Raw genomic sequence first — 15,839 nt, 5'->3', positions numbered from 1 at the left:
CGGTGACCCGTTGGCTTTTTCACGCTTTGTGCGTTTTCCCAGAAATCAGTTACAAACTGCTCCAGTAATTTCCGGCACCTCGGCATTGCCGGAGGACTTCTCACCCTGTACACCGAAGCTGACGGTCTGGCCCGCGCCGACAGTGGCATTCCAGTCCATGTTGCTGGCGGTGTAGGGACCCATTCCGTTCACCAGTGCATTCCAGGTATTGGTCAGCACGGTGTCATCGGCGTACTCCCACTGTACCTCCCAACCGGTGACCGGCGTATTTCCAGTGTTGGTCAGACGGACTTCCGCAGTGAAGCCGCTGCCCCAATCGTTGGATACCACATATTCACACTGGAGACCGGTACCCACACTGCCGCCGGAGCTGGAGCTTGAACTGCTGCCGCCGGAGGAGCTGGAAGACGACGAAGAGCTGCCGCCCGAGGAAGAGCTGCTCGAAGAAGAACCGCCAGAAGAAGAGCTACTTGAAGAAGTACCACCGGATGAAGAACTGCTGCTGGAGGATGAGGAGCCGCCGCCGGAACCACTGCCGTCAAATGCTACGTCGACACAGCCATGGAAACGTTCGTAGGTGAAATAATTCCGCCCCCACTCACCGTATATGATATGGCGCCCTTCCCGCTCGGGTACTTCACAGGTGGTGTGGAACAGGTTGCTGGCTTTTTCGGCCACCACTGCCGGGTTGCCGTCGGGGTCTGTATCGTCGTAATTCAGTACACAGAAGGGCTCGTCTTCAAATGCATCCCAGGTGAGCGTACTGCCGACCTGATAGACAAAGTCTTCACGGGTAATCCAGTATTTGAACTCTTCGGTGTCGTCCCAGTGCGGACCCCAGCTGATATTCCAGGAGAAGGTCTGGGGGCCGGCACTCATTGAACTGGTAGGCCAATCCAGCTGGTGATCCCACGGTGAGGGCCCACCGTTCCAGGTTTCGCTGTCATAGCCACACACATTGGTGGAGTCGCCACCGGAGCGACCAATGGTATGGGTCAGCACGCTCATAAACTGGTACATACCGTTGGAGTCCAGTTGTGCGGCCTCCACACAGGCCGGTGTGGTGGCCTGATCCGGTTTTTCGTTCAGACCACAGTGGGCGTTTCGCGACGGGGGCTCAACCATCAGTCCGTGGCTAAATGCCGCGCTGGCAAATAGTGAGGCACTCAATGCACCTGCCCACTTTATCCACCTCTGTGGTTTCGAACTGCGAATTTTCATTTTCCGTATCCTCTTGAGTCAGCGTTGTATTGATTTGCTACCAGAGAAGGGACGGGCGGGGACGACTAAGCGCTCCCGATACCCTGCGACAAAATGCCACAGTGTGGAAGGCGTCAAACTAAGAAAATGAATTAGGCGCAATCGACATGTGCCCGACGTAAAAAGGCCGGCGGGTTCCCCCACCGGCGCCACAATCGATGCTGGCCAGTACAAGGTGAACTATTTTCAACAGGCGCCGGGTAATGCCCCGGCGCCTGCCACTCACGGAACGGACCCGTATTAGAACTTCACGCTGGCGCCCACAAAGTAGCGTGCACCGAACTCATCCACACTGTGGATAACACCGTAGGTCGGCAGGCGTTGCACCAGAGGCTCGTTGAAGATATTTACCGCTTCTAGGGAAACGTCCAGATTCTCCGTTGCGTGCCAGATCACGGAAGCATCAACCTGATCGTAGTCGTCGTAACGGCTCTCGGTACCACTGTTGTTGTAGTTGCCGTGCCAGCCGTCGCGGGCGTTGTAGGCAACACGTGCGCTGATCATGTCGTTTTCATAGTAGCCGGACAGGTTGTAGGAGTTCTGAGACACCTCATCCACATCCACTTCCTGTCCTGCGGAGTTGGTCACGGAGCTGTCGGTGTAGGTGTAGTTTGCCTGCACACCAAAACCATTGCCGAAGTCGTGCTGGTATTGCAGCTCGATACCGGAAATATCCGCGGTACCCACATTGCGCGCACGGGTTACCTGACAGGTCTGTGAACAACCTTCCAGCGCCTCCATGGCGGTGGTGAGCTCAATGTAGTCGCTGATGTTTTTGTGGAACAGGGTTGCACCCACCACCGATGCGTCGGTGAAGTACCACTCGACACCCATGTCGTAGTTGTCAGACTTGTAAGGATCCAGATCCGGGCTGCCAATGGTTGCCGTTCCCATATTGATCGCGACGGTGGACGCCATCTGCATATCGTCATAGTCCGGGCGGGACACGGTCGAACCGGCGGCGAAGCGGAACAGCATGTCTTCGGAAATATCCGCGGCAAAGTTGATACTCGGCAGAATGTTGGTGTAGCTGCGCTCACCCCTGGCCGGCTCGCCGGCGATACGCCCTTTCGACAGAACATCGGTATCCACCACGCGCAGACCAATGTTACCCCGGAAGCCATCGCCCTCGAAGTTGGCCTTGGCGTAGGCTGCAGTAATTTCCTCTGCGATGGAGAAGTCACTGGTAACGGTGATGGTGTCGGCGCGATTGGCATAGCCGTAATCCCAGATGCCGCCGCTGATCACCGCAAAGCTGTCGAGAGTGCCGTTACGCCCTTCCTGTCCATGCAGACCGGAAGCCAAACCGCCGTTGAAATCCGCCAGGCTCAAACCTTCGGCCATGGCCGCGGCAAGATCAACATCGCGGTTGTCAACTCGGCCCAGGTAGATCTGATCCTGGTATTTCAGACCGGTATCAACACTGGTAAAAATTCCCTTGTTTACATCGATGGCGAAGTCGGCCTGGTAATACTCGATTTCATTCTGGCGAATATTGTCAAGGAAGGTAAATTCCTGGAACAACTGCATGCGGCTGTGATCCGTCACATAGTTTGGATCGGTCGGAATGATCTCGTGTGCATCGGCAAGATCGAAGGTAAAGCCGGTGCTCGCGCGATCTTCCAGGTCTCCCCACCAGGTACTGGTCTGCGGGGTGAAGCTGTCCGCGTTGGAGCGGCCCACCACTACGTGGGAACGCCAACCATCGCCCTCATAATCCATGGTCAGATTGAGCGCGTCGGTTTCCATCTCTGGCTTGCGCAGCACCGAGTTGTTAAAGAATGGCACGCCGCCATCTGTCAGGTTACCCGGCACGACGGTCGCACTGGTGACCGCGTCGAATTCATTGGTAACCACAGATTCCGCATCCAGATACGCGCCGTTGAAATCGGGAATGGCGAACAGTGCCGTATTTACGTGGTCGTTATCCAGGGTGAACAGGTTGTAATCGAGTGAGAAGGTCAGCGCGTCCGAGGGCGAGTACTGCATGGTGAACTGACTGCTGGAACGCTCGCGCTCCTCATCAAACAGAATGGATGCCATACCCCAGGTCATGGTATGCGAGCCGCCTTCGGAATCCGGAACGTGATCGTAGGGAGGCGCAAAGGAGCTCAGAGTTTCACGCACAACGTGCTGCTGCTCGGAGGAGTGCGCTACCAGCACACCAAATGTGGAATCCGCGTTCTTCCAGCTCACCAGCCCGGAATAGGACGGAGACCAGTCTTCGCCGGCTTCGCTGTAGCCGTTTTCCACAGATGCTGTCGCGGTGAATTCATCCATTTCCAGGGGTTTGCGGGTGCGCAGGTTGACGGTACCACCGAGAGCACCTTCATTCAGGCTCGCATCTACGGACTTGTATACATCCATACCGGAAATCTGCTCGGCGGACAGCAGCTCGAAGTTGAAGCTGCGGTTGGTGCCACCCAGGTCGAACCAGCCAACACTGGCCACGTTCTGACCGTTCAACAGTACGACGCTGTGCTGGGGTGCGGTACCGCGCACGGTGACCCCATTGACCTCACCAAAACCGCGGACCACGGTGACGCCGGGAACACGCTGCAGAGCATCACCGATGTTTTTGTCCGGGAACTTACCGATATCTTCAGCGGAAACGGAGTCGATGACCGCGTCCGCATCGCGCTTGCTGTCGAGCGCGCTGCGCAGGCTACCGCGAATACCGGTTACCTGAATTTCTTCCAGTGTTGCATCCTGAGCAAAGCCCGGCGCGGCGATACCCGCCAGTGCAAGCGCACTGATGGAGCCGTAGCGCAGGGCCAGTTTGTTGGCGTGTTGAATGGCTGTTTTCAAACTGACTGACATGTTGAGTCCTCTTATTTTTATGAAGCAAAGCCAAGCTCCCCCGTATACCCCCTGGGTCGGCTGATGTTTCAGCTTTATCGAGCTGAAATTAGTCTATGCATTGGACTAATATTATGTCAAACAGTTTTACTTATTAATTTATCACAGGAAATCGGGTGTGGGTGACACTGAGCAGGCCGCGCGAGACGGCGGCCCAAAGAGAAGGCAGTCAAGCAGAGGTTCAGGGATTCCGGACCGCCCGCGCTGCGCTGACGGTGCGCGTCAGGCGTACACAAGCTCTTGCAGTTCGGTGACGCTACCCAACGCATCAATGTCGACTGCCCGGGCCCCTTCAGAGCTGATTGCCGAGTAAATCGGCAGGGTAGCCGCACCCAGCAACGCCATATTTTCCATTTTCGGGGCGCGGATAAACCGGGGAATCTCCCGTTCTCCATACTGGGATACCGACGGGATAAACGGACGCAGACGCCGGATAAACTGATCGATAAACCAGTCGGGAATATCACCGCCAAGAATCACCGTTTGCGGATTGACCAGGTTTTCCACCATGTTGAACGCGATGCGCATGGGTTCGCTCATCTGCTGGAACCAGGTATCCAATACCGCTTTGTGCTTTTCCGGGTCCGCGAGAATTTCCCACCAGTCCTGGCCAGGTTTGATTTTTCGCCCCAGTGCTTTGGACAGAGAACCCAGCGAGGCATACAGATCGAGACACCCGTGGTTCCCGCACCGGCATTGCCCACCATGCTGGTCAACAATGACGTGCCCCAGACGTCCGGAAATACCGTTGTACCCGCCAAACAGCTGGCGATTGAACACAATGCCCGCCTCGAGACTTTCCCCGAGGTGGATGTAGACAAAACTCCGCAAATCCCTGGCCGAACCGTAAAGCATTTCCGACGCGGATACCGCCGCCGCTACGTTCTCACTCACTACAGGCAAGCGGATCCGCTCAATCAGCTGCGCGCGTACCTGCTGCACATGCTGATCGGTGAGGTTTCCCAACTGACCGGCTTTGCGCGGGTCGCGACTAAATGACTGCGGCGGCGGCATTACCAGGCCAACACCGAGAACCCGCTCGCGCTCGGCCGGCGCTCCCTGTAAACACGTATCCACAATCTGTGCCAGGGTTTCCACCAGCACATCCGGATCCTGCTCGTTAAATGGAAACTGGCGCACGTCCACCGCTTCGCCGGCGATGTTGTACAACCCGGCTTCAATGCTGCGCGCCTTGACCCGAAGCCCGACGGTGTAAGCACCTTCGGGATTGAGATCGAGCATCTTCGAGGGTTTGCCCACGCCCTCACGGCGAATTCCCGTCTCGTGAATCAGTCCGGCGCCGGCCAGCTCATCGGTCAGATTGGAAATGGTCTGCTTGGTAAGCGCGGTGCGCCGCGCGATCTCGACACGGGAAATGGGCCGGGCTGTGGTAATCAGGTTAAGCACCAGTCGCAGGTTCGATGTTTTACTCTGCTTGGAATTATTGCCTCTCAAGCTGCTCTCCCTTCATCTAGTAATGCCGATACCCGCAACCGCGCTCAGTAACTGCACAGTAACGGCCGCTCGGTCGCATCTATCGCAAATTAACCGCAGCATAAAAGCTCAATTCCATTTAGTCAATTTGTTTGACTTGAAAAACAGGCTTCGCCAATATTGCCCTCATACCACACAGGGAAAGCCCCACTAGAGCGCTTCTGCGAAGCGCTCTAGTAACGACGCCGGAAAATAAAAATCATGTACCGAAAGCTCCTATTGCCACTGCTATTTACCAGCCAACTGGTGCACGCTGCGCCGGACACGGCGGTAGCGACCGACACTCCACTGCGCGGCCCCCTTGGCAACATCGCCGTCAATGCAGAACAGGAAACGCTGTTGCAGCCGGAAGATATCGCCCAAGTCCAGGAACAGGCCAAACAACGGGGTAAAAACTTCCGGGCAGCCCTGGTTTGGCACGGTTCCAGTAACTGGGTAAACGCCCTCAGCGAGGGAGCGAAGGATACGTTTTCACAACTCGGTATCGAGATCGTTGCAGAAACCGATGCACAGTATGACCCGGCAAAACAGGCCGCAGACATCGAAAATGTCATGGCACTCAAGCCCGATATCGTTCTGTCACTGGTAATCGACAGCACCAGTGCTGCGCCCAGCTACCGCGCAGCGGTTGATCAAGGCAGCAAACTGGTGCTGCTTTCCAACCCTATTCAGGGCTTTAAGCCCGGCCATGACTATGTGGGCATTGTGACTGACGACATGCGCGGCATGGGTGTCGCCGCCGCGGAAATGACCCGGGATGCCATCGGCGGCAAGGGCGCCGTCGGTATGATCTACCACGATGCGGATTACTTTATCACCAACAATCGGGACCAGGCATTTCGCGATGCCATTCAAGGGGGGCTTGCAGGCGCAGAGCAAATCCGTATCGCGGTAGAGCGCGGCTTCACCAAAGAAAGTGAGACCTCGAATATCGCGGCCGCCATGGTGTTGCAACACCCGGAACTGAAAGCCATTTACGTGGCCTGGGATGCTGCCGCAGAGGGCGTGATCGAGGGGCTCCGCTCCATGGGACGTGGCGATATCAAGGTCATTACCCACGACCTGGGGGTAAACAATCTGGTGGACATGGCAATGAACGGCAGCATGTACGGCACCATTGCCGACCGACCTTATGAAATCGGCCAAGCCATGGCTCGCCTCGGCGTCTACGGGCTGATCGGAAAGCCTGCGCCCGCTTTTTCCGTGGTCGGCTTCGATAAAGTGCAACGAGACAATATTCGCGGCATCTGGCGCAGCGCCTATCGCACCGAACTGCCCAGGCTACTGGACAGGGCTCTCAAATAATACAACGGCAACCTCGCCGTTCCATTCCAACGAACAATTAGAACAACACTTAACCGGGGTCGAAGCATGCTTTCTTCGCTGAAGTTCAATAGCTGGTTTTCTGCCAGTGCCCTTATTCGCAGGGAATACTTTGTCTACTACGTATTCTTTCTGGTGCTGCTGTTTTTTACGGTAACGCTGCACGATTCCTCGTTCTTCTCACTGGCGAATTTTATGAACATCATTCGCCAGACAACCCCGATCACGATTATGGCGATCGGATTGACCTTCGCACTTGCCGGGGGGCACATCGATCTGTCGATCGGCTCGGTGGTGGCACTTTCAGCACTGGTCGCCGCGGTTTTGATGCAAGTGGTGCCCATGCCAGTTGCCGTATGCGGCGCATTGATGGTCGGCGTCATCATCGGGCTGATCAACGGCCTGCTGATCGAGTGGCTGAAAGTATCCTCCCTGTTAATCACATTAGGCACCATGGGTGTGATCACAGGTCTGTCACGCCAGATTACCAATCTCGAGTCCGTGCCCATTATCGACAGCAGCTTTAACTTTATTTTCGGCTCCGGCAGCTTTGGTTCCATTTCCGTACTGCTGGTGTGGACCATCGTCGCTTCACTGATCGGCTATGTTGTGCTGCGTAAGTTGCGTTACGGCCGTCACCTGCTTGCAGTAGGCGGCAATGAAAGTGGCGCACGGGCGATGGGTATCAATACGGTGAAGATCCGTATCGCGTCCCTTGTCATTGCTTCCACATCCGCCGCCATCGCCGGCTTGCTCTACGCGGGTCGCCTGCACGGTGCGCGTTACACCCTGGGCGAAGCCGACCTGCTCACCGTCATTGCCGCAGTTGCCATCGGCGGCACCAGTCTGTTCGGTGGCCGCGCATCCATTCTCGGTGCGGTGATCGGGTCCTGGTTGATGGGACTGATCAACAACGGTCTGATTCTCTCCGGATTTTCCACCAATGAACAAATGATAGCCCGGGGCCTGATCCTTATCGTCGCGGTAGCCATCGGCGTGAAGGAGCAGCAAAAATGAGCAACGAACTGCTGAAACAGCCCGCACTTACCGTCAAAAATATTTCCAAGAGTTTCGGCGGCATTCAGGCGCTGAAAGATGTCAGCTTCAACATCAACAAAGGTGAAGTGGTGGCCCTGCTGGGCGATAACGGTGCGGGCAAATCCACACTGGTACGCTGCGTCTCCGGCATTCACCCGCCGGACACCGGAGAGATCCAGGTCAATGGCCGCGCGGTAAAAATAGCCTCCCCCCAAGATGCGCGCGACCTGGGTATCGAAACCGTATTCCAGGACCTCGCGGTTATTCCGGAGTTCGATATCACCGCAAACCTTTTTCTGAACCGGGAAACACTGTCAAAAAATCCATTGCTACGCTTTTTTGGCTGGCTGGATGACAGCGCCATGGAGGCTACCGCCAGCCGCTCTCTGCAGCGGTTGAACTCCCGTATCCCGGATCTGAGCGAGGCCATCAAAAAGCTGTCTGGCGGGCAGCGCCAGGCAGTGGCTATTGCCCGCGCGGTCAATAGCGGTGCCGATGTCGTCATTATGGACGAGCCCACCGCGGCTCTCGGTGTCGAGCAGAGCGCACAGGTGAATGAACTCATCCGCCTGATTAGTTCACAGGGCGTGGCAGTGCTGCTGATCAGTCACAACATGCAGCATGTTATGGAAACCTGTGACCGCGCCGTGGTGCTCCTGCGTGGCGAAAGCATTGCCGATGTGGCCATCAATGATGTCTCCCCTCGTGATCTTGTGGGATTCATTACCGGCGCCCAGCGCCTGAGCGCGTAACGAAAGCTCGACAATCAAAAATTGCGTGGATTTAAAAGGACTAAGCGATGCCACAGGATACGCTGAAACATGTCAGCACGCTGATCAAACATATGTCACTGGCGGAAAAAGTCGGTCAGCTGTTTGTTCTCGGATACGCCGGAAAAGACACGGAATACGCGAAGTCATTGGTGAGGGACCTGCATGTCGGAGGCTTCTACCTCACCCATGACAATGCGGAAACGCCGGAGGAGGCTTACGCACTTACGTCACAGCTGGACTACGAGGCGCATTTACGCGCCTGCGATGCACCCCTGCTTCTCGCGGTAGACCAAGAGGGCGCCTGGGGCGTACTGGTCGAGCACACCACCACAGGCCCCGGCAATCTGGCCCTTGGCTCCGCAGACGACCTGGCACTGACGAAAAAAATGCACCAGGTACTCGGCCGTGAAATTCGCGCTCTGGGCTTCAACTGTATCCTCGGCCCGTGCTCAGATATCAACAGTAACCCCAAAAACCCGATCATCGGTGTGCGCTCCTTCGGTGAAAAGACCGAAAACGTTGCAGCACATGCCGCTGCGGCGGTGAAGGGCCTACACCAGGGTGGCGTGGTGTCTTCGGCCAAACATTTCCCCGGTCACGGCGATACCGGTGAAGACAGCCACCGGCTGCTTCCCACAGTGGATAAAACCTGGGATCAACTGCAGCGCAGCGACCTTGCCCCCTTTCAGTCCACCATCGATGCAGGGGTGGATCTGATCATGACCGGTCACATCCTTTATCCACACATCGATCCGCAAAACCCCGCCACCCTGTCAAAGAAAATCCTGCAGCAGATTTTGCGGAAAAAGATGGGGTTCACTGGTCTGATCATTACCGACAGCATGAACATGTGGGCGATGCGGAAAAACTATGCTCCAGCAGAAGCGGCGGTGCGCGCACTCGCTGCGGGCGCCGACCTGATTATGCTCAGCGAAGAGCACTATGAAAACCAGCTGGGGAATTACCAGGAAAAACAGCGCGAAACCATTGTGGGTGTGATTCACGCTGTAGAGCGTGGCGAGCTGGCCGAATCCATCATCGATACGGCCCTGACCCGCGTGTTGTCTGTAAAGTACAAAGGCGAGGCGTTTACCCATCCGTCACGATTTGTACGCGGTGCACTTCAAAGCGGCGAGCATCAGAATATTGCCGCAGAGTGTGCCCACAAGGCACTGCGGGTTTTGCGGAATCACTGCGGCGCATGGCCGCTAAAGCGCGATGGTTTTACCCTCGCTGGCGCTTCGAACCCCGCTATGCACCAGCTGGTAACCGGTACCCGGGGCATTGGACCGAACGAGCCTCATGCCGCCTACGAGGTATTCCGACAAGAGCTCCAGGCGCGCGGTTGCCACTTTAAGGAAGTGAGGTACGAATTACTGGACACACTGCTTGCCGAAGACAGCCGTGTTCGTATTGAACTGCCCCTGGTGATTGTTACCGAAGACTACCCGTTACCGGGACTGGATTACGACGGCGACCAGCAGGCTGAGATCGTTCGGCGGGCTGTGGCAAAGTTTGGCGATTCCGTGATCGTCATTGCGCTGCGCTCCGACTATGAACTGGCAGCCTTGCCGGCGCTCTCCACTTATGTGTGCAGTTACTCCAGCCGCGCCTGCAGTGCTCGCGCCGCCGCTCAGTTACTCAGCCAGGACCTGGAAATCTCAGCGGCAAACGCAGAACCCGCATGAGGGTTCCCAAGTGATCAACGGTAAGAAATACAATAAAAACGGTACTCAACATGCGCACGTTCAATCTGGTTGGCGCCGCTCTGCTGGCGTCACTGCTCTCCGGCTGTGATCAACCGGGCACCAATGTGGAAAATACAATGGAGCAGTCCTTATCCACAACTTCTGAGCGGGTTGCCGGCAGCCTGTCGGTTACTCTCGAAATACTGAAAAATTTCCAGGGCGTGAGCAGCGAGCTAAGACAGCTGTGCAAACGGTCTGGCGCCATAGGCGCCAAATGCTCCACTTACCGTATGTCGCTGAATAACATCGGAACGAATCTGTCTTCCGGAGAGAGCAACTGGAGCCTCTACTTCCACAATATCCGTCGCAATCTCGTGCTGCTGAACAGCGACGCCTTTGCCCTTGAGCATGTCAAAGGCGACCTGCACCGGCTGGTGCCCACGGCCCGCTTCCCCGGTCTGGCCGCGGGGCAGACCCTGCACCTGGACATTCTGATCGAAGAGCGGATCCAGTTTGAATCCGATTTTATGCCACGCTTTTTTGTGGCCGACGACGCCGGCAATACTCAGGTGATCGCCAACACCGATAGTGAAACCCTCGCGAATTTTGTCCGCCCCATAACCAGCAATGACCCGCTGAATTGGAAACACACCGCGGACGACGGCAATACCCTGGCAAGCGCGGCCAGCCGTTATCAGAGCCACACCGCCGCCGGTACAGATGCGGACGATGGGAGCACGCGTATTATCCCCAGTCCCCTGTCCAGTACCCCTTACCCTCAGCCACCAGTAACGCTCGCCGCCGGTATTCACCTGGTAAATTCCGCAATACGTGAGGACAGCCTTGCGGCTATCCAGAGCCGCCTGCAACAACTCAAACTGACAGAGACTGGTGAAGCGGCATATCCCGTCGAAATTGATATCCAGCCACACACCTTCGAGGACGCCATCGCAGGCAGCTACCGCCTCGACGCTCGGGATAGCGGCGCAACGATCATTGGTTTTGACCAGGCTGGTGCATTTTACGGGGCACAATCCCTACTCTCCCTGGTGGATGCCAGGCAGCGCACGCTGACGCTCGCCCGCGTCGAAGACGCACCGCGCTTCCAGTATCGTGGAATGTTCCTGGATGTTGCGCGCAACTTTCACAGTAAAGAGGTGGTACTGAAACTACTGCAGCAGATGAGCGCGTATAAGCTCAACCGCTTTCACTTTCATCTGTCGGATGACGAGGGCTGGCGTCTCGAAATTCCCGGCCTGCCGGAACTGACCGAAGTCGGCGGCAAGCGCTGTTTTGATCTGAGTGAAACCCGCTGCCTGCTGCCCCAACTGGGGTCGGGGCCAGACAGTGACAATTTCGGTAGCGGCTTTTACACCATCGCCGACTATATCGATATTGTGCGCTATGCCGCCGCCCGGCATATCGAAGTGATTCCCGAGTTTGACACCCCGGCTCACGCGCGCGCGGCCATTGTGGCGATGGAAGCCCGATATCAGAAATACCGGGAATCGGCTCCCGCTCAAGCGGAAGAGTTCCGACTGATCGACCCGGCCGACAATACCGACTTCCTGTCAGTGCAGTTTTACAACGACAGCTATGTCAATCCCTGTATCGACTCCAGCTATCACTTTGTCGCCAAGCTGGTTCGCGAAGTGCAACAGATGCACAAAGCCGCCGGCGCCCCGCTGACTACCTGGCATTTTGGTGGCGATGAAGCCATCAACCTCCGCGCATTCGACCGTTTCGAAAATGCACCGGGTAGCGACCCGGAAAAAGGCGATGTGGCCGCAGCTTCCCGCCAGCAACCCTGGTCCGGTTCGCCCCGGTGCCAGCGGCTGGTTGACGATGGCACCGTGGCGTCAATCGAAAATCTGGGCAATTATTTTGCCGCTCGCGTCAGCAAAATAGTGAATGACGCCGGCATTCCCACCATGGGTGCCTGGTATGACGGCCTCAAGAATATTGACGATCCTCAGACCGAGTTGAGTACGCGCAGTAACTACATCAATTCCTGGGCCCCGGCATTTGGCGACGGCGGCGACAAAAGCCACCGCCTGGCGGGCCGGGGCTTCGGTGTAGTGCAGTCTCATTCAGATCACCTGTATTTCGACATGCCCTACGAAATGGACCCACAGGAAAACGGCTATTACTGGGCATCGCGCAATTCCGATACTCGCAAGGTATTTGGCTACTCGCCACTCAACACCCCGCAGCTAGCGGAAGTCTTTCCAGATGCCGACGGCAAACCCTGGTCAGGGAAATCACCAAACGCTGATTTTGCGCAGTCCGTCATGGGCATACAGGGGCAGCTCTGGAGTGAGACTACCCGCACCGATGAGATGGTCGAGTACAAAATATTTCCCCGTTTGCTCGCACTCGCCGAGCGCGCCTGGCACAAGGCGTCATGGGAAATCGACCCGGACGGTCAGGTGTTTGACGAGCGCAGTAACCGCGTAGACACCAAGCAACTGGCCGATGACTGGCTGGCGTTTTCAGCGGCACTTGGTAACAGAGAGCTCTACAAACTGGATCTCGGAAATGTGCAATACCGTATTCCGGTTCCCGGTGCCGCCATCGAAGGTGACCGGCTGAAAGTTGCCACCCCCTATCCGGGGCTGACCGTTGAATACTTTGACGGCGCCCGGTGGAACCCGGTTACCGAAAACACCGCACCAGAGTCGGTAATATCACTGCGAGCTCGCAGCGCCGATGGCAAGCGCCACGGGCGTAACCTAGAGCTCTAGAGGGATCTTATAGAGGCGGTGATCGAAACAGGTAACCGCCTTTTGCGTGATCGCGCGGTCTTGCCGACTGTTATGATTTTCACGCCCCATTTCCGTGCTTTTTTCCGCTACCCGCCCCGCGAAAGAGCAGCAAGAGCGCGCGCTCTCGTCACTTCTCGCAGAATAATAAAATAAATAGTCAAATTAATTGACTATTTATTTTTGGCCGCCTAACTTTGCGTAAGGCCGTCATGATGTACCCGCCCACACTGCTGGTTGACGGTTACTCAAACGACATCACCTTCAATAAATAATAAGGCTAATTATGAAAACCAAACACGCGCTTATTGCGGCTGGTTTATGCTTGTCCGCGCACACGGTCAGTGCGTCCGCGAACGGCGGCATGCAGGATTTTCTCGACACGCTGCGCGACTTCGAATCCGGTATCAACCCCGCTCTTGCGGATTTCTACCTGGCAAATCTGGACAACCCGGTATACACCTACGCCCAAGTTACCGAGCCGGGAAAAATCGTGCGCGACTGCGCTACGGGCAGCATGATTTCGGAAGCGACCACCATCAACCAGTTTTTTACCAAACTTGGTATTGATCACCTGTACGACTCCTCCACCCCCTACGACGCCGAAATGTACAAGGCGATGCAGTACAACTCCACCAATGCCTGGGGCTTTGTAGGCTATCAACTTGGTGAAGCGCTGCTGATCGACTCGGGCTATTACAGCCCGATCAGTGTTGATGTGGACGGTACCGAATACGACAGTTTTTATATTTTTCTCGACGACAGCACCTGGATCGGGTGCGAAACAGAAGCGCTGGCTGAAATTCCCGGATCCGGCGGCAATTATGTGCTGTCCACCCACATCAATCGCTGGGAAGGTACTTTTGTTGGCAAGAATGGCATTCACTCTTTTGAGGACCTGAAGGTCCCCGCCAATCAGGAGCTCGTTATTCGCGATGCAATGCGTTTCAACTACAACGTGATGAGCCAGTTGCTGGAAGATGCAAATATGACCTGGGGACAGGCGCTGGCAAAAAGCTGGCCTGGAACCGATGAGAATGGCGATCCGATTCAGATTCAGGCCACCATGTCCGGCCTGCTCGCCGCCGCCCACTTGCGCGGTGCCTGGGGTGCCGGTGCGCTGCTGACCAACGACTCAATCACCTGCGATGAGATCGGTACCTGTATCACCACGTACGTGCACAAGTTCGGTGGTTTCAACACCCTGTTTGACACGCCGGCGAGTGAGACCATCGAGGGTTCACCATACGACGAAACCCTGACTGCAGGTTGGGGCAATGATTTGGTCATTACCGGTGGTGGCAGCGATATAGTGCTGCTCAATGAACAGTCTGGCTCTACCACCACGCTTACAGACTTCACCATTGGTGATGACCGTATCATCCTGCGCGACTGGACCGCGCAAGACCCGCTTGCGGCACTGGTGGTAAGTGATGTCAGTGGCGGAGCAAAACTGCAGTTTGCCGGTCAGTCTGTTGTTATCCAGGGCGCGAGCGCCGCTCAGGTCAACGCCGACGTTGCCGCGGTGATTGTCAATTCCAATGTGTACACCATTGCCTGGTCCGGCACTCAGGTAGCCTCTGGCTTCGATCCAGCGGTCGATAAAGTCCGCGGCAGTGCCGGTATCGGTTTTAAACACCTCAAAGCCTACGAGAGCAATGGCTCAGTGTTTGTCGGGGTACAGGCGGCCGACGGCGGCATCTACAGCTACATAGAATTGCCCGGCCTGACACTCAACGATCTGCATGGGGATATGTTCGATAACGTCACCGGCAGCTTCGACCGCCTCGGCTACATCGTATCACTCGGCTGGCAGACCTGGGGCTGGAACATGATCGTCAGCGTGGACAGCTTCGACGCCGCCAAGACTGAGATCAGCATGGGTGCCTTCCAATACAGTTTCAGCGATCTGCAGCTCGCTCAGGACGGCGACAATGCGGTCTTGTCACTCACCCCTGCGGCCGCCGGCGGCGACAATAAGCAGCTGATCCTCGTAGACACGAATGTAAATGACATCAACGCGAGCAACTTTACTGGCGTCAGCGGAAGCTACAGCGATATCACCATTGATACTCCGGTGTACTACGACATTTCCACCAGCGTCTCCGGCAGCGGCGGCAGCCTGTCTCCGGCACCGGATACCAGCGGCACCATCTCCGCCCGCGGCAATCGCGACTTTACCGTCACCTTTATTCCCGACAGTGGCTACAAGGTAGCGAGCATCGTGGTCGATGGCGTGACACAGGCGGTCGCCGACAGCTATACCTTCAGCAACCTCTCCGCCAACCACACTCTTGTGGTGACCTTTGCAGAGGGCACCAGCTGCCCTGCGGCATGGGATTCCAACGCGGTGTATGTGGGCGACGACCAGGCCTCGTATCAGGGCACCATTTACCGCGCAAAATGGTGGACCCAAAATAATGTTCCCACCGACGGCGGCCCCTGGGAAGCCATTGGCACCTGCGAGTAACCGCGTTGATCAGGCCGTTTCAGCGCCAGTAACCCGGTTGTAGACTGCCGGGCGGCACGCGGCCCTCTGCGAAAGCCCACATCATGCGATGTGGGCTTTTTTATATGAGCCTCCACCCCCAGCGAGGGGGAGGCGGGCCCCGCAGGGTAGTGGCAGACTCAGAGTGTACAAT

General features: G+C 56.5%; 9 protein-coding genes. 6 read left to right on the top strand and 3 right to left on the bottom strand.

Going from position 1 to position 15,839, the window contains the following annotated elements; translation table 11 throughout:
• Positions 1 to 45 precede the first annotated feature (45 nt).
• From AAFH99_RS05225 to AAFH99_RS05215, 3 genes are all read right to left on the bottom strand, one after another.
• Positions 46 to 1,170 (bottom strand): lytic polysaccharide monooxygenase, encoded by a 1,125-nt coding sequence (locus AAFH99_RS05225; RefSeq protein WP_406828871.1) that lies wholly within the window; start codon positions 1,168 to 1,170, stop codon positions 46 to 48.
• 330 nt (positions 1,171 to 1,500) lie between these two features.
• Complete coding sequence (locus AAFH99_RS05220; RefSeq protein ID WP_406828870.1) at positions 1,501 to 4,080, bottom strand: TonB-dependent receptor; 2,580 nt, start codon at positions 4,078 to 4,080, stop codon at positions 1,501 to 1,503.
• 261 nt (positions 4,081 to 4,341) lie between these two features.
• Positions 4,342 to 5,574: an ROK family protein gene (locus AAFH99_RS05215; RefSeq protein WP_406828869.1), complete on the bottom strand. Its 1,233-nt coding sequence runs from the start codon at positions 5,572 to 5,574 to the stop codon at positions 4,342 to 4,344.
• 240 nt (positions 5,575 to 5,814) lie between these two features.
• Here AAFH99_RS05215 and AAFH99_RS05210 point away from each other — a divergent pair, with 240 nt between their 5' ends.
• The 6 genes from AAFH99_RS05210 (at position 5,815) to AAFH99_RS05185 (ending at position 15,667) form a co-directional block, all read left to right on the top strand.
• Entirely contained in the window at positions 5,815 to 6,918 is a 1,104-nt protein-coding gene (locus AAFH99_RS05210) for a substrate-binding domain-containing protein (protein ID WP_043320720.1), read from the top strand.
• Between the two features lie 66 nt (positions 6,919 to 6,984).
• Positions 6,985 to 7,953 carry an ABC transporter permease gene (locus tag AAFH99_RS05205; RefSeq protein WP_043320719.1) on the top strand — a complete coding sequence of 323 codons (969 nt, stop codon included), beginning with the start codon at positions 6,985 to 6,987 and terminating at the stop codon, positions 7,951 to 7,953.
• Entirely contained in the window at positions 7,950 to 8,726 is a 777-nt protein-coding gene (locus AAFH99_RS05200; protein WP_406828868.1) for an ATP-binding cassette domain-containing protein, read from the top strand. Before AAFH99_RS05205 ends, AAFH99_RS05200 begins: the two co-directional genes overlap by 4 nt.
• A gap of 47 nt (positions 8,727 to 8,773) precedes the next feature.
• Positions 8,774 to 10,435, top strand: a complete 1,662-nt coding sequence (locus tag AAFH99_RS05195) for a glycoside hydrolase family 3 protein (protein WP_406828867.1) — start codon at positions 8,774 to 8,776, stop codon at positions 10,433 to 10,435.
• Between the two features lie 50 nt (positions 10,436 to 10,485).
• Positions 10,486 to 13,179: a family 20 glycosylhydrolase gene (locus AAFH99_RS05190; RefSeq protein ID WP_406828866.1), complete on the top strand. Its 2,694-nt coding sequence runs from the start codon at positions 10,486 to 10,488 to the stop codon at positions 13,177 to 13,179.
• Between the two features lie 343 nt (positions 13,180 to 13,522).
• Positions 13,523 to 15,667 (top strand): carbohydrate-binding protein, encoded by a 2,145-nt coding sequence (locus AAFH99_RS05185; RefSeq protein ID WP_406828865.1) that lies wholly within the window; start codon positions 13,523 to 13,525, stop codon positions 15,665 to 15,667.
• The last annotated feature ends 172 nt before the right edge of the window (positions 15,668 to 15,839 follow it).

Origin of the sequence: Microbulbifer sp. ARAS458-1 (genome assembly GCF_045348205.1) — a bacterium.
Classification (GTDB): domain Bacteria; phylum Pseudomonadota; class Gammaproteobacteria; order Pseudomonadales; family Cellvibrionaceae; genus Microbulbifer.
Note: the sequence above shows the minus strand (reverse complement) of the source record. Positions and strands in the feature narration are given on the sequence as shown.